Genomic DNA, 15,501 nt, shown 5'->3' on the forward strand with positions numbered 1-15,501 from the left:
AGTGATGGGATATGGTTTATAGGGCTAATCTTGCACTTCTTGTGCTTCAAGATCAGCTTGCAGGCCCTTTCGTAGGGAACATCGCTCGTACCAGAAGGAAAGTCACTTTAGTGAACAACATTAAAGAAGTCGCCGTAATCGGTTTGGGTTACATCGGATTGCCAACTGCTGCAATTCTTGCCTCGAAGGGCATCACCGTAAAAGGCGTCGATGTAACTCCTCGAACTGTAGAGGCAGTCAACAAGGGCGAGGTGCCGTTCGTAGAGCCGGCGTTGGGCGAATTCGTTTCCGCCGCGGTGACTGCAGGTACCTTGTCTGCAAGCTTCGATACTCCAGAAGCTGAAGCGTACATTGTTGCTGTGCCAACGCCGTTCAACGATGACTACACCGCTGACCTTTCATACATTGAGGCTGCAGCAGAGGGCATCGCTCCAAAGCTGAAGGGCGGCGAACTGGTTATCCTCGAGTCGACCTCGCCTCCAGGTGCAACCCAGCACCTCTTCGACTACCTGCTGAAGAAGCGTCCCGACCTGAACAAGGACAGCCTGCTTGTAGCACACTGCCCAGAGCGCGTACTTCCTGGCTACGTCATGGAAGAATTGGTCACCAATGACCGTATTGTCGGCGGTATCACCCCAGAAGCTGCAGAGAAGGCCAAGGCTCTTTACGAGACCTTCTGCCAGGCAGCTATCCTCACCACCGATGCTAAGACTGCTGAAATGGCAAAGCTGGTCGAGAATTCGTACCGCGACGTGAACATCGCCTTTGCTAACGAATTGTCGGTCATCTCCGACAAGCTGGGCATTGACGTTTGGGAACTGATCTCCCTGGCCAACCGCCACCCACGCGTAAACATTCTTCAGCCCGGTCCAGGTGTTGGCGGTCACTGCATCGCAGTTGATCCATGGTTCATTGTCTCGGCTGCTCCTGAAGAATCAAAGCTGATCCGCATGGCTCGTAACACCAACGATGCAAAGCCGAACTGGGTTATCGACAAGGTTGTAGAAGCTACCAAACTCCCATCCTTCAACGGCAAGGTAGCGGTCATGGGTTTGGCTTTCAAAGCGAACATTGACGACATGCGTGAATCGCCATCGATTGCGATCGCTCGCAAGTTGGCTGAAGCCAACCCAACCGTCGAGTTCCTTGCAGTGGAGCCACATGTAGAAGAATTGCCTAAGAATCTTGCGGGCATCGCCAACCTGAAGCTGGTTGCAACCGATGAAGCCCTAGAATCGGCAAGTGTAATTACTTTGCTGGTCGACCACGACCAGTTCAAGTCCGTACCAGCAACCGCGCTGGCCGGCAAGGAAGTTATCGACACTCGCGGTCTCTGGCGCTAGTTCTCCAAGCTGACAAGGTATATATCTATGAAGAAGATCATGCCGATCTATGGCACTCGTCCTGAGGCCATCAAGGTTGCGCCGATCGTCAAGGCTTTGAAAGAAGCTGACGAGTTTGAATGCGTTGTTGTCGTAACTGGACAGCACCGGGAAATGCTGGATCAGGTCAACGAGCTCTTTGGCATCACGCCGGACTATGACTTGGACGTCATTCAGCCGCGCCAGACCCTGAATGGTCTGCTTACTAAGACCATTGCTGGTCTTGACGAGATTTTCGAAAAGGAAAAGCCTGACGCTGTAGTGGTCCAGGGCGACACCACCACTTCGACGGCTGGCGCAATCGCTGCTTTCTACCGTGGTATCCCAGTGGTTCACGCTGAGGCTGGACTTCGGAGCTATGACATCTTCTCTCCATTCCCGGAGGAAGCTAACCGCAAGCTGACCAGCCAGATCGCCAGCCTGCATTTGGCTCCAACGTCGTTGAGCAAGCGTAACCTTGAGCGTGAAACGTTCAAGGGAAGTGACATCGTTATCACAGGTAACTCTGTCATTGACGCACTGCTGACTGTTGTCGAAAAGAAGGTTCCTTTCTCGGATCCCAAGTTGGAAGAATTGGTTTCTTCTGACAAGCGCATTGTTCTGGTGACGACGCACCGTCGTGAGAACCAAGGCGAACCAATGCGCGGCATCGGCCGTGCATTGGCAAAGCTCTCCAAGGCGGAACCAGATGTTGAATTCATCTTGCCGTTGCATCGCAACCCTGCGGTTCGCGAAGCGTTGCTTCCGGAAATCGATGGACTGCCTAACGTGACTTTGACCGAGCCGCTGGCTTACGGCGAATTCACTCGCATCATTGATGCTTCGACCGTCGTCTTGACCGATTCCGGTGGCGTCCAGGAAGAAGCTCCAAGCCTCGGCAAGCCTGTTCTGGTCATGCGCCTGAACACCGAGCGTCCTGAAGCTGTAACCGCGGGTACCGTACGCCTGATCGGCACCGATGAAAACCGCATCTTCGAATCGGTCACTGAGCTGTTGCATGATGAAGCGGCTTACAACGAAATGGCTAACTCTGTAAACCCTTACGGTGATGGCAGGGCTTCCGTACGTACCGTCGCTGCAATTGCAGAATTGCTTGGCGTAGGTTCGCGTATCGAGGAATTCGATTCCAGTCTGTCAGATCCAGAAGACATGATGCGGGCAACCAGCATCTAGTTCCGTTCAAAAGACCAGTTCAACACCAGTTGAACTGGTCTTTTCTGGTTTACACCGGAAAGAGTCATGCGATGCAGGCCCTTTCAATATGGTTTGCCTAGTTTTATCAGTACGATCGAATCATGATGAATCAAACTGCAATATTTATTGATGCCGGATTTCTGCTCTCACTAGGCGGTCATCGTGCCGCCGGAACGACCTTAAGATCAGCCTTTACAACCCATTACGAGGCGCTGGTACGCGGGATCGTGCAAACCGTAAAGAAGAATACGGGTCTTAATAACCTCCGCGTGTATTGGTATGACGCCTCGAAAGACGGGCTATTTACTGAGCAGCATAAGCGGATTGGCTTGATACCCGGCGTTAAAGTGCGCTTAGGTCGTATCTCTTATAACGGCGAGCAAAAAGGTGTGGACCTGAGACTGGCGCTGGACCTTGTAGGGGTTGCCCGTAATGGCTCGGCATCAATTGCTTACTTGGTCTCCGGCGATGACGACCTCGCCGAGGCCGTCGAAGAAGCGCAAGACTTGGGCATGAAAGTAGTGTTACTAGGCGTAGCGAAATCCGATAGCCGTCTTGGAGTAGCCTCGGTGGCTGAACACCTGGCTTTGACCGCTGACTACATTGAAATCGTTCCGAATCAACTATTGGATAGCGCATTCACCAAGGTTCTTGAATGGGACAAGAATCATTCTGAAAAGACGTCTCTAATTGCTAGTGCGTCTTTGGAGACAGAAGCAAAGCCAGCAGCGAAGCCATCGGTTCCTACTCCTGCCGTCATGGCTCAGAAGCCAGTTATCAGGCCAGCCGTTGAACCGGAAGCCGAACCTGTGGTGATCTACTCCAGTGGTGGTGAAGCTTCTGGCTATCAGGGTTCCGCGGCTTATGAGCAACAAGAGTTGAAGGTTGCAGAAGAGATCGGCGCAAAGGTTGCTGAATCCTGGCTTGCCTTCACGACACAGTCTGACGTAGTAGAACTCATTGCTGACAAGCCGCAGCTGCCACCCGAAATTGACAGGACTTTGCTCAAGGATTGCGCTCAAGTGCTTGGGGAATGGAAAACTGATCAGCAGATCATCCGCCGCACACTTCGTGGCGCCTTCTGGGAGTATTTGGGCAAGATCATGTGACGAGTCAGTACAATCTGGAAATCCGCTTTCCGACGCTAGCTAAGGTAAATTTATATCGTGACTTCTCAGCAGAAACCTTTTTACATCACCACGGCTATTTCTTACCCGAACGGTACCCCGCACATTGGGCATGCCTACGAGGTAGTGGCTACCGACGTTATGGCTCGATTCAAGCGCCTGGATGGTTTTGACGTCTTCTTCCTGACCGGCACCGACGAGCACGGCCAGAAGATGATGCAGACCGCAGAGAATCTTGGGGTCACGCCGGCTCAGCTGGCCCAGCGTAACTCGGATGCATTCCAGGCCATGAATGATGAGCTGGGTACAAGCTACGACCGCTTCATCCGTACCACTGATGCAGACCATCATGCGGCTGCGCAGGAACTCTGGCGCCGCATGGAAGCCAATGATGACATTTACTTGGATAAGTACGCAGGATGGTACTCGGTACGCGATGAGGCCTTCTACACCGAAGACCAGACGGAAGTGCGCAAGGACGGTATTCGTTATGCCGTTGAAACCGACACTGAAGTTACTTGGACTGAAGAAGAGTCCTACTTCTTCCGCTTATCCAAGTACCAGGACAAGTTGCTGGAGTACTACCAGAACAACCCTGAATTCGGCGCGCCACGTTCCCGCTTCAATGAAGTAGTACGGTTTGTCGAAGGCGGTCTGATGGACCTTTCGATCTCTCGAACGACCTTTGATTGGGGCATCCCGGTACCGGGCAACGAGAAGCATGTAATGTACGTCTGGGTAGACGCCCTGACCAATTACCTGACGGGCGTTGGATTCCCGGACGTTGAGTCTGCTTCTTTCCAGAAATACTGGCCGGCAGATGTCCACGTGATCGGCAAAGACATCTCGCGATTCCACGCGATCTACTGGCCAGCATTCTTGATGTCTGCAAAACTGCCATTGCCTAAGCGCGTCATGATCCATGGATTCCTGCATAATAACGGCGTGAAGATGTCCAAATCCCTGGGCAACACTGTTTCCCCAGATGATTTTGTGAACCGTTATGGCTTGGACCAGGTACGCTACTTCTTCTTGCGTGAAGTTCCGTTCGGTGCCGACGGCAGCTACAACCACGAGACCATCGTTGCCCGTATTAACGGTGACCTGGCCAATAACTTCGGCAACCTTGCACAGCGTTCACTTTCGATGGTCGCAAAGAACTGTGGGGGAGTAGTCCCGACCCCGGGCGAATTGCTGGAAGCTGATCAGCAGATTCTGGAAGCAGCCGGCAAGCTGCTGGAGATCAACCGAGATGCTTTCTCGCGTCAGGAATTCAGCAAGGCACTTGAATCCGTTTGGCACATTCTGGGCGATACCAATGCCTACTTCGCTGAGCAGGAGCCATGGAAGCTGAAGAAGACCGATCCTGAGCGTATGGCTACTGTCTTGTACGTGACCATTGAGATTGTCCGCAAGGTGGCGTTGCTGCTTCAGCCAGTATTGCCGCAGGCCATGACTTCTATGCTCAATGCGTTGGCAGTTGGCGAAGGTTCGGCGCGAACCTTCGAGTCCTTTGATAGCGCTTTGGTCCCAGGCACTGAGCTCCCAGCTCCTTCTCCTGTGTTCCCACGTTACGAGGAAGAGAAGTAAGAATTTTCCTGAGAGGAAATTGAGGAGTTCTGCTTGATTCTGAATCCGAGCAGAACACCTCAATTTTTTTCATTCAGTCAGGGTGTGACGACTCCGGTCTGGTAGGCGATGACTACAGCCTGGACCCGGTCACGAGCTTCCAGTTTGGCCAGAATATGACCCACATGGGTTTTGACTGTAGCTTCTGACAGGAATAGTTTTTCTGCGATTTCCGGGTTGGAAAAACCTTCTGCAATCAGGCCAAACACTTCCCGCTCGCGAGGCGTCAGCGATTCAACCGCGGCAATCAGGTGATCCTTGTGCTGTGACGAGCTCTTCTTGAGCATTGGCGCCATGTGGTCCAGCAACCGTCGAGTGGTCGATGGCGCTATGACGGCATCTCCTCGATTGACGGTGCGTACTGACTCCAAGAGTTCTTCTGGGGGCGCATCCTTCAAAAGAAAGCCGCTGGCGCCGGCTTGAATGGCGCTTAGCGCATATTCGTCCATGTCGAAAGTCGTCAGCACGATGATCTTGGGACCATCAGCGGCCTTCTTATCTGGATCCAATAGGCGTTCGGTAGCTTCGATGCCGTCCATTTCCGGCATTCGCACGTCCATCAAGATGACATCCGCCTGAGCCATCAGTGGTGCAGCTAGTGCTTCACGGCCATTGCCAGCTTCAACAATGACTTCCATATCCTCTTGGGAATTAATGAGCATTCTGAAGCCACTGCGAACCAAGAGCTGATCATCGACCAAGCCGACCTTGATGGCATCTGTATTAGGCATTTGAATATTAGTCCTCGGTGTAAGGGATGAAAACATTAACGGCGAAACCGCCCCCGGTCCGGGGGAGTGCAGTGCAGGTACCTTCATATAAGGCTACGCGTTCTTTCATTCCCTGCAGACCTTGTCCTACGCCTTCCAGGACGATGGAACCGGCACCTCGCCCATCGTCGCTGACGCTCAAATTCAGGCCCCGGGAAGTCCACTCAATATGGACTTGGGTCTGTGTATCAGGACCAGCGTGCTTAATGACATTCGTGAGCGATTCTTGAACGCATCGATAGATTGTGAGCTCCGCGCCTGCCGGTAGTTCTTTCCGCGGGGTTCCAGAAGTTTCGAGATGGACATTCAGTCCGGACACGGCAACGCTTTCTACGAGTTCAGGTACGTTTGCCAATGACGGAAGAGGGCGATTCTCCAATTCCTCATCTTTGCGTAGAACTCCCAGAAGCCTGCGCATTTCTTTCAGTGAAGCGCGGCCAGTATCTGAAACTGTCTTCAGGGTCTCGATGGCAATCTCCGGGTCTTTCGCCGCCGCATATCGTGCCCCGTTAGCCTGGGTGATGATGACAGAGAGCGAATGGGCCACGATGTCATGCATCTCGCGGGCGATGTGGTTTCTCTCGTCGGAAGCTGCCAGGGCGCGCTCGGTGAGGCGTTCTTTCTCGAGGCGTTCGGCGTGATCCCTCAGGGACTTCATGGCCAGACGCCTCGTTCGCGCTAAGTCACCGAAGGTCCAAGAAAGGGTGACAACCAATGCAAGACCCACGAAAGAAATCATCATGTCGAAGGTGAAGACGGGGGATGGATCAGGCGAGTACCTTGAGGCGCCGAACATGCTGAACGTCGCCAACAACGCGCCAATCAGACCCAGCCCCAGCGTGCTGAATGACTGCCAGCGTTTCCCGTAGACAGCCATGGTATAAACCATGATTGGAACGGATACTTGCGAGAACATCATTAGCCCGTCAAAGCCCAGTTGCAATACATGCCCGGTGGCGACAACGAGGGTCGCTGCCCATGGGCAGCGACGCCGCACCATCAGCGGAGCTGACTGGAGAAGAGAAAGGCTCAGCACGGCGAGAACGGCGGCAACTGACATCGAAGAAGCGAGGCTGAGGGCGGCCGGTATGCAGAACAGCGTGTACAGCAGGCCGGTGATGAAATCTACCCGTCCGGGATTCTCGCGGATCCAACCGTCAATTCGACGGTGGGGATTGGCAAAGATCAAGAGTTCCTGCAATTCAACGTTTTAGTAGCTGTTGATCCGTATAGCGAAGCAAAGGATCTGTTTATCCAAGGTTATCGGCAATGAAGACGGCGATGCCTCATGCCCAGGGAGGAAATATGTCGGCGGAAACTCATCAAATCTCATTATTTGAGATGAACTCTCAAATGGCGGACGCTAGTCGATAGAATCTGTGCCATGGGAAATGTAATTGATATTGCGGTCATTCCGGGTGACGGTATTGGCCCAGAAGTTGTTGCCGAAGCGGTTAAGGTTCTGAAGTTCGTCACTAATGGTGGCAAGAACGAGATCAAGCTGACCGACTACAAGCTTGGTGCAGAGCATTGGCTGGCGACTGGCGAAACACTTCCGGATGCGACGCTGGAAGCTCTTAAGAAGCACGATGCCATTCTCTTCGGCGCTGTTGGCGCTGCCCCTGGAGATACGCGCATTCCGTCCGGAATTATCGAGCGCGAAATGCTTCTGAAGCTCCGCTTCTCGCTGGATCATTTCGTGAATCTGCGTCCGGCTAAGCTCTATCCTGGAATTGAGAGCCCCCTGGCTAACCCCGGTGAAATTGACTTCGTGGTGGTTCGCGAAGGTACCGAAGGCCCGTATGTAGGCAACGGCGGTTCGGTGCGCACGGGCACCGCGCATGAAATCGCTACCGAAGTATCGGTAAATACCGCCTATGGTGTGGAACGTGTTGTCCGCGACGCATTCCGCCGTGCATCAGAGCGTGAACGCAAGCGTGTCACCCTGGTGCACAAGCACAACGTGTTGGTGCACGCCGGGCATTTGTGGAAGCGCACTGTCGAAATGGTGGCACAGGAATTCCCAGAGGTTACCCACGATTACCTGCACGTGGATGCGGCTACCATCTTCCTGACCACGGACCCATCGCGTTTCGATGTGATTGTCACTGACAACCTCTTTGGCGACATCCTCACTGACCAGGCCGGCGCCATTACCGGTGGTATTGGCTTGGCCGCCAGTGGCAACATCAATATGGACCGTACCTACCCATCGATGTTCGAGCCGGTTCATGGTTCGGCTCCGGATATTGCCGGCCAGCAGAAGGCAGACCCAACCGCGGCGATTCTGTCCGTGGCACTGATGCTTGATCACCTCGGGCTGGCTGAAGAAGCTCGCACAGTTGAGCAAGCTGTTGAAAAAGAGATCACTTCACGTCAAGAATTGACCGATAATCGCACCACAAGTGAAATTGGCGATGCAATTGTGGCGTTACTGGCATAAGCTGAAAGTGACGCTTCTGTTTAGCTAATAACCAGTAGCAAATTCCACGAACGGATGTTCCGCAGAGGCGTGGAGCATCCGTTCTTTGTTTATTGAACTAGGAAGTCCAGGGTAGATGGAATTCACCGAAAATCTCTCAACGAATCGCAAGAGCGAACAGGACCGAGCCGGCGTCTTGGCTAATCCTGGGTTCGGAGACTTCTTCACTGACCACACCGCAGTCATCGACTGGTCAGCAGACGATAGCGGCCGTAACGGTGAATGGCATGATGCTCGAATTGAGCCATACGGCCCTATCGCCATGGATCCGGCCGCTTCGGTCCTGCATTATGGCCAGGAAATCTTCGAAGGCCTCAAGGCCTACCGCCATGCCGATGGTTCGGTATGGACTTTCCGCCCGCAGGCCAACGCGGCCCGCATGAACAAGTCGGCTCAGCGCCTAGCGCTCCCGCAACTGGATGAAGACGTTTTCGTCGACTCGCTGCGCAAGCTGGTAGCAACGGATATCGATTGGGTTCCTACCGGTGACGGCGAAGCTCTTTACCTGCGTCCATTCATGATTGCTACCGAAGCATTCCTTGGTGTGCGTGCAGCGCGTGAGGTTTCCTACCGCGTCATCGCTTCTCCAGCAGGCAATTACTTCGGTGGCGAACTCAAGCCAGTGGCTATTTGGGTATCGAAGAACTACGCACGAGCAGGCCGAGGCGGTACAGGTTCGGCTAAGTGCGGTGGCAACTACGCGGCCTCGCTCGTAGCCCAGCTGGAAGCTGAAGAAAACGGCTGCAAGCAGGTTCTGTTCCTTGACTCCTTCAATGACAATGCCGTTGAAGAGCTCGGGGGCATGAATGTCTTCTTCGTAACGAAGGACAACAAGCTGGTGACCCCAGCGTTGACCGGAACCATTCTTGAAGGCGTGACCCGTTCATCGGTCATCCAGCTCGCGAAGGATCGCGGCATGGAGGTGGAAGAACGCAAGATCACCCTGGATGAGTGGCGTGAAGGCATCGCCTCAGGCGACATTGCCGAGGTCTTTGCTTGCGGTACCGCAGCGGTGATCACCCCTATCGGCCTGCTGAAGAACGGCGAAGAGCTCATTGGTGATGAGAGTGCTGCAGCCGGAGAGGTGACCATGTCCATTCGCGAAGAACTGCTGGGCATCCAGCGGGGTACCGTGGAAGACCGTCACGGTTGGCTGGAGCGTTTGGCGTAAAGCTACCTCAAGGTTGCTGGTCTCGAGACTTGAAGTCTCGGGACCAGTGGTTTTTAAACCGAATTGGTCATGTGCAAACGCAGTTGCTAGCGTCAGTACGTAGCAGACGCTGCTCCACTGCAAAAAGTTCTGGGGCCGATCGAACGGAGTAATGTTTGTCTGGAGAAGAGCGCAGGGAAACTAGAAGCATTGCAAGACGAAGCTTGCTCGGTCTGGCTGTTGTTGGTGGAACCGCCGCAGGGCTTTCTGTCCTCTTCCCGGACCGCCGGGCCTCTGAGATTAGCGCTCCTTCAGTGACCCCGTCTCCGAGCCCCACGCCGAAACCGACTCCCGATATGCGGTACCTAACGGCTCTGGATAGCGGGAAAGTGATTAATGGCCATGAAAAGGTCTTCGGCAGAGCATATTCGACGCTGAAGATTCTTGAGGCGGTACCTCTAACAAACTATCGCAATTCTTCGAAGCTTCGGTTGGCGGTGTCTGTTGTCGGGCATATCAATGAACTGCAAATAATCGATCCCTCCGTCGGCAACGCTATTCACACGTTGAATTTGCCCGATGACAGCGGGCACGGAATTGATTCGATGGTTTGGGATGAACCCCGGCAAAGACTATATGTCAGTGTGGACGGGAGTGTTCTCGCATGGAATCCAGCGATTCCTGAGCAATTCAATACCCTGGTGGACGTTGAAGGCGCCTCGGTTGCATATGAGCTTCGGCTTGATTCGAGCGGCAATTTATGGGGAGGGACCTATCCTCTCGGCGCAAGCTTCAACTACAACGTCGAAAGCAAGAAACTTCGAGTGTTTGATCGTGTAGCCGAAGACACCGACTATATCCGCCGGCTGGCATTGGATGGCCGGGGCAGGGTATGGATGGGAACGGGGTCTCGGAATCCTAGGTTATTCACCTTTGAGGCGGGGAAGCCGGATGCAGTACGTGAAATAAACCTTCCAGTGGATGTGGCCCATGGATTCATTGGGTCAATCGACCCTATCGGGCACTACCTCGCTGTTACCGTTAGCTCCGTTTCCGAACAACTCATACTCGATACCCGGACGATGAAATGGCACGAGCCAGTGACCCGGGTATGGGCATCGCGCGAGATTTCCAAGGCCAGTTCTGGGAGATTCTTCAGCATCACTGCCGGCCATCTTCATTCAACTGCATTCCAGGAAATGGACGACAAGCAGCTCGGAAAAGTCGAGGCGCGTGGCATCTTGTGCATCATTCCGCAGAATGGGCGCATCCTCATCATCAGTACGACAACCGATGGGATTCTCTGCGAAACATTCGATTTGGGTTTGAATCGCGTACGCGCTACCCGCGAAATCAGATTGACCCCGAGCGCCATCAAGATCCAATCGCTGCTCGGACACAGTGACGGAAACATCTATATCGGAGGTTACAAGGCGAACGGTGTCGCCGCGTTGAATCCGGAAACTGGCGTTCGTTGGAACTCCGGCGATGACGAGCAGGTGATCAATCAGATCGAAGGAATGGTCGAATACGACCAGAACAAAACCTATATCGGTTCCTACGGTAGCGCTGACCTGGTCCTCATGGAGACACCTCAAAACAACGCCGACAGAAACTATGACCGGATTGCACGGCTGCTCACTGAGTACTCGCAATCGAGGCCCTTTGGCTGGGCAGCAAATTCATCCAGCGTGTTTTTCGGAACTGTTCCGGAATATGGAGTTTCAGGCGGTGTTCTGGGGAAGATTGATCCTGATACTGATACGGTCTCTTGGGTTCTTGACGGGGACGGCAAAGGATTCGTTTCAGGCCATTCAATCATCGGGCTAGCCGCCGATGAATCGTATCTCTATGGCACCACTTCGGTACGCAACGGATATGGCGTTGAAGATACGAAAAGTCCTGCCAAGGTCTTCAAGATGCACATAGCGTCCCGCAAGATCCTCTGGGAAACAAGTCCTGTGGAATCCGCTGGCGCGTTGTATTCACCTGTGATCATCGGCGGTTGGCTGGCCGTAGCCGATCTGCAAGGTGTAGCCTTGCTGGACTTGGACAGCGGACAGTTGAAGAAACGGCATATCGTCAACAACGTTAAAAACACTTCCTATCGTCCTGGATGGCTAGCTGCAGACGTAAGGGCAACGCCGGATGGGCAGAAGATGGTTCATGCTGCAGGGGGTGGAATAACAGTGATGGATTATGTTGCAGGAACTACTCATTCCGTCGTGTCCACACGAAGCCATGACCGGCACGGCACCAGATTGACCGTTGGTGCCGACGGCCACGTGTACGGGATTCTAAATCAAACCACACTGGTGCAGCTTGCCCTGGCGCCGGAATTGACCTAGCCAAGTTCGCGGCGACGAGCCGAGGTGGATTGCCGTCCGAGGATTTCCTTCCCTTCATTAGCCGTATTTCGCAGTCGCAGTTCCTGCAGTGAAGGAAAAGCCGAGACGTCATAGTTTAGGCTTGTATTCATGCGCATTGCACGATTTGTAGTAGATAGCGACCCGCTGTACGGCGTCGTCGACGGTAACGATATTCATGTTTTGGCTGGAGATCCATTTTTCCAGGGGATCAAGACCACTGGTGCTACGCACTCTTTGGATGATGTTCGGTTGGTAGCGCCGATCATCCCTCGCTCAAAGGTCGTGGGCTTTGGCCGCACGTACCGCGAGCACGCCAAGGAACTTGGAAATGAAGTTCCTGCTGAGCCGCTGATGTTCTTGAAGCCGAATACTTCCGTAGTCGGCCATGGAGACCCCGTCACCCTGCCGGCGTTTTCAAATGAAGTTTCCTTCGAAGGTGAACTTGCGGTGGTGATCGGCCGTATCTGCAAGGACGTTCCAGCCGACAAGGCGCAGGACGTGATCTTCGGCTACACCGTAGCAAACGACCTGACCGCCCGCGATGCTCAGCGCACCGATCCGCAGTGGGCTCGTGCCAAGGGCTTTGACGGTTCTTGCCCGCTGGGCCCGTGGATTGAGACTGAGATTGCCGACCCGGATGATCTGGGAATTATCAGCCGCGTCAATGGCGAGGTTCGCCAAGATGGAACTACCAACGACATGATCTGGCCAGTCAACGAATTGGTTGCTCGTGCTTCCGAAGCTTTCACCTTGCTGCCAGGCGATGTCATCATGACCGGCACCCCGGCAGGCGTCGGCCTAGTAAATGCAGGCGACGTTGTAGAAGTGGAAGTCGAAGGTATCGGTTCATTGCGAACCGTCTTCCGTCGCTAGGAACCATCACTGATGTTGTGAGGCTTTCGATCGCTAATGTGATCGGGAGCTTCGCGCTTTAACTGCAAGTTTCTTTGCAGAAGGCATAGAATGAAAACATCATGACTGATCTTTCGTTGATTCCCGTTGTTACCGAAGATACCCCGGTACGCGTTCGTTTTTGCCCATCCCCAACTGGTACCCCTCACGTAGGTTTGATCCGTACTGCCCTCTTCAACTGGGCCTACGCGCGTCACACCGGCGGCAAAATGGTCTTCCGCATCGAAGACACTGATGCCAAGCGTGACTCCGAGGAAAGCTACAACCAGCTTTTGGATGCTCTGGCTTGGTTGGGTATCGATTGGGACGAGGGCGTCAACGCGGGCGGTCCGCATGAGCCATACCGCCAGTCGCAGCGTGGTGAGATCTACGAGGACGTCATTGCCAAGCTTCGCGCTGCAGGCCATCTTTACGAGTCCTACTCGACCCCAGAAGAAGTCGAAGCACGCCACAAGGCAGCCGGCCGTGACCCGAAGCTGGGCTACGACAACTTCGACCGCGAACTGACCGATGAGCAGAAGGCTGCGTTCAAGGCCGAAGGCCGTGAACCGGTATTGCGTGTACGCATGCCGGATCACGACATCACCTTCAACGACCTGGTACGTGGCGAGATCACCTTCAAGGCTGGATCCGTTCCCGACTATGTGGTGGTGCGCGCCAACGGCAAGCCGCTGTACACCCTGGTCAACCCAATCGATGATGCGCTGATGGGCATTACCCACGTACTTCGTGGCGAAGATCTGTTGTCCTCGACCCCACGCCAGGTCGTCTTGTATGCGTTGCTGCACGATATCGGCGTTGCCCAGTACATGCCGCGCTTTGGCCACCTGCCATACGTTATGGGACAGGGCAACAAGAAGCTCTCCAAGCGTGATCCAGAATCCAGCGTATTCCTGCACCGCGACAATGGTTTCATCCCGGAAGGCCTGCTGAACTACCTCGCGCTGCTTGGCTGGTCGCTAAGTGCTGATGAAGATATCTTCTCGCGTGAACAGCTGGTAGAAGCTTTTGATGTAGCAGATGTGCTGTCCAATCCTGCCCGCTTCGATGTGAAGAAGGCAGAAGCAATCAACGGAACCCACGTGCGCATGCTCGAAGCACAGGATTTCCGTGATCGTTTGGTTCCTTACCTGAAGGCCGCTGGTCTGGTGGGCGAAGAACTGACTGAACGTGAAAATTTCATCTTGGACCAGGCTGCGCCACTGGTACAGGAACGTATTGCTCTGTTGGGTGAAGCGACCGACATGCTTGAATTCCTCTTCAAGTCTGATGACGAAATTGTCATCGACGAGAAAGCACTCAAGGGAATGCCGGCAAACCTGGTTGAGGTTGTCGATGCTACTGTCCAGGGCCTCGAAACCCTTACCGAATGGAACGCCGAAACCATCCAGGCAGCACTGCGTATGAAGCTTGTGGACGAACTGGAACTGAAGCCTCGTCAGGCATTCGGACCAGCCCGCGTTGCTATCTCCGGAAAGCGTGTGTCTCCACCGCTCTTCGAGTCCATGGAAATTCTTGGACGCGAGTCGAGCCTCAAGCGTTTGCGCGCATTTGGTGAGTCCCGCTAGCTATTCGCCGAAAGCCCGGTGAAAAGCACTTTTAACGCCTCGGATGGTTCCAGTCCTATGACTGGTCCTGTCCGAGGCGTTTTCTTTGCGATTGTTGACACACTCGTAGATGTGCGAACGGCCACAATGCGCGGTTGCTCGTTCATGTCCGAGCCGGATCTGGCGCATCTGTATCCTGAATGACTGACCGGAATTGCGGCAGGTTTTGCGGATGACGGGGCTTATGCCCGGGAGAGGTACATGGCAGGCGGGCTCGCGTTGATGGAACAGCGAGCAGTGCGGATGCCGCGTGCGTACAGTTCGGCAGGATTAACCGCGTCCAGCGAATAAGCCTAAACCCCATTTGTGCCCCGTTCCTTGGCCGGTGCGATGAACTAGAGGGCCTGTCGGCACAGGCGCTTTGCATAGGGGATGACCCTGTTGGCGGCTATCAATGTGCCGTTGACGCGGGACTCCAGTATTTTCTCACGGACAGTGCCTCACTTCACAAGAATTTCCCTGGCTGGCTAGTGGCGGATTTGGGATGACTGGCAACTGTTCTTTGCTGATTTTCCGCGGATTCTGCCTGGGGTACCGGTCGCGGGGCTCGATTTGTGTACTGAACATTAGGCCGGTATAGTTTTATCTCGTGCTACGGCAGTGGCCGGAATGATGCTCAGCTGAATTCCGGAAAGGCCAAGTCACAGTGGGATATGGTGTAATTGGCAACACAACGGTTTCTGGTTCCGTCATTCTAGGTTCGAGTCCTGGTATCCCAGCGCTTCACCAAAGAGATTTGGTGAGCTGAAGATTTATCTTCAGCATACGGCCCCATCGTATAGCGGCCTAGTACTCCGCCCTCTCACGGCGGCAACACGGGTTCGAATCCCGTTGGGGTCACCACAGTAAAACCGCGGAGAATTCCGCGGTTTTTGCGTT

The 15,501-nt window shown here is 54.1% G+C and carries 11 protein-coding genes and 2 tRNA genes; 11 read left to right on the top strand and 2 right to left on the bottom strand.

The genetic code is table 11. From position 1 onward, the window contains the following. Positions 1 to 110: 110 nt before the first annotated feature. From wecC to metG, 4 genes are all read left to right on the top strand, one after another. On the top strand, positions 111 to 1,343 hold the full coding sequence (gene wecC / locus ACFVHU_RS00045) for a UDP-N-acetyl-D-mannosamine dehydrogenase (protein WP_133834664.1): 1,233 nt from the start codon (positions 111 to 113) through the stop codon (positions 1,341 to 1,343). Between the two features lie 27 nt (positions 1,344 to 1,370). Beyond that, positions 1,371 to 2,555, top strand: coding sequence for a non-hydrolyzing UDP-N-acetylglucosamine 2-epimerase (wecB, locus tag ACFVHU_RS00050; RefSeq protein ID WP_388021748.1), 1,185 nt, complete (start codon positions 1,371 to 1,373; stop codon positions 2,553 to 2,555). 122 nt (positions 2,556 to 2,677) lie between these two features. Beyond that, positions 2,678 to 3,685, top strand: a complete 1,008-nt coding sequence (locus tag ACFVHU_RS00055) for an NYN domain-containing protein (RefSeq protein ID WP_105659140.1) — start codon at positions 2,678 to 2,680, stop codon at positions 3,683 to 3,685. A gap of 57 nt (positions 3,686 to 3,742) precedes the next feature. Beyond that, positions 3,743 to 5,293, top strand: a complete 1,551-nt coding sequence (metG, locus tag ACFVHU_RS00060) for a methionine--tRNA ligase (RefSeq protein WP_388021751.1) — start codon at positions 3,743 to 3,745, stop codon at positions 5,291 to 5,293. Positions 5,294 to 5,370: 77 nt separating this feature from the next. Here the strand turns inward: metG and ACFVHU_RS00065 are convergent, their stop codons facing one another. Both ACFVHU_RS00065 and ACFVHU_RS00070 read right to left on the bottom strand, forming a co-directional pair. Beyond that, a complete protein-coding gene (locus tag ACFVHU_RS00065; protein WP_105659141.1) occupies positions 5,371 to 6,063 on the bottom strand; it encodes a response regulator transcription factor in 693 nt (230 codons plus the stop codon). Positions 6,064 to 6,070: 7 nt separating this feature from the next. Further along, the gene (locus ACFVHU_RS00070) at positions 6,071 to 7,303 is read right to left on the bottom strand and encodes a sensor histidine kinase (RefSeq protein ID WP_105659142.1); all 1,233 of its coding nucleotides are present in this window, start codon (positions 7,301 to 7,303) and stop codon (positions 6,071 to 6,073) included. Positions 7,304 to 7,486: 183 nt separating this feature from the next. On the opposite strand from ACFVHU_RS00070, the gene ACFVHU_RS00075 reads away from it, so the two are divergent. The 7 genes from ACFVHU_RS00075 (at position 7,487) to ACFVHU_RS00105 (ending at position 15,465) form a co-directional block, all read left to right on the top strand. Continuing rightward, on the top strand, positions 7,487 to 8,545 hold the full coding sequence (locus ACFVHU_RS00075) for a 3-isopropylmalate dehydrogenase (RefSeq protein ID WP_105659143.1): 1,059 nt from the start codon (positions 7,487 to 7,489) through the stop codon (positions 8,543 to 8,545). Positions 8,546 to 8,660: 115 nt separating this feature from the next. Next, a complete protein-coding gene (locus ACFVHU_RS00080; RefSeq protein WP_388021754.1) occupies positions 8,661 to 9,755 on the top strand; it encodes a branched-chain amino acid aminotransferase in 1,095 nt (364 codons plus the stop codon). A gap of 155 nt (positions 9,756 to 9,910) precedes the next feature. Then, positions 9,911 to 12,082 carry a hypothetical protein gene (locus ACFVHU_RS00085; protein WP_388021756.1) on the top strand — a complete coding sequence of 724 codons (2,172 nt, stop codon included), beginning with the start codon at positions 9,911 to 9,913 and terminating at the stop codon, positions 12,080 to 12,082. 129 nt (positions 12,083 to 12,211) lie between these two features. Then, on the top strand, positions 12,212 to 12,976 hold the full coding sequence (locus ACFVHU_RS00090; protein WP_105661153.1) for a fumarylacetoacetate hydrolase family protein: 765 nt from the start codon (positions 12,212 to 12,214) through the stop codon (positions 12,974 to 12,976). A 101-nt stretch (positions 12,977 to 13,077) separates the two neighbouring features. After that, positions 13,078 to 14,583 carry a glutamate--tRNA ligase gene (gene gltX, locus ACFVHU_RS00095; RefSeq protein WP_388021758.1) on the top strand — a complete coding sequence of 502 codons (1,506 nt, stop codon included), beginning with the start codon at positions 13,078 to 13,080 and terminating at the stop codon, positions 14,581 to 14,583. 686 nt (positions 14,584 to 15,269) lie between these two features. Then, positions 15,270 to 15,341: transfer RNA gene (locus ACFVHU_RS00100), tRNA-Gln, on the top strand. 48 nt (positions 15,342 to 15,389) lie between these two features. Then, positions 15,390 to 15,465, top strand: a tRNA-Glu gene (locus tag ACFVHU_RS00105). Positions 15,466 to 15,501: the final 36 nt, after the last annotated feature.

This window comes from Glutamicibacter sp. NPDC127525 (genome assembly GCF_042672105.1).
GTDB lineage: Bacteria > Actinomycetota > Actinomycetes > Actinomycetales > Micrococcaceae > Glutamicibacter.

Coding starts and splice junctions, on each gene's coding strand:
- wecB (WP_388021748.1), top strand. CDS start 1,371: ATGAAGAAGATCATGCCGATCTATGGCACTCGTCCTGAGGCCATCAAG.
- ACFVHU_RS00055 (WP_105659140.1), top strand. CDS start 2,678: ATGATGAATCAAACTGCAATATTTATTGATGCCGGATTTCTGCTCTCA.
- ACFVHU_RS00065 (WP_105659141.1), bottom strand. CDS start 6,063: ATGCCTAATACAGATGCCATCAAGGTCGGCTTGGTCGATGATCAGCTC.
- ACFVHU_RS00075 (WP_105659143.1), top strand. CDS start 7,487: ATGGGAAATGTAATTGATATTGCGGTCATTCCGGGTGACGGTATTGGC.
- ACFVHU_RS00080 (WP_388021754.1), top strand. CDS start 8,661: ATGGAATTCACCGAAAATCTCTCAACGAATCGCAAGAGCGAACAGGAC.
- ACFVHU_RS00090 (WP_105661153.1), top strand. CDS start 12,212: ATGCGCATTGCACGATTTGTAGTAGATAGCGACCCGCTGTACGGCGTC.
- gltX (WP_388021758.1), top strand. CDS start 13,078: ATGACTGATCTTTCGTTGATTCCCGTTGTTACCGAAGATACCCCGGTA.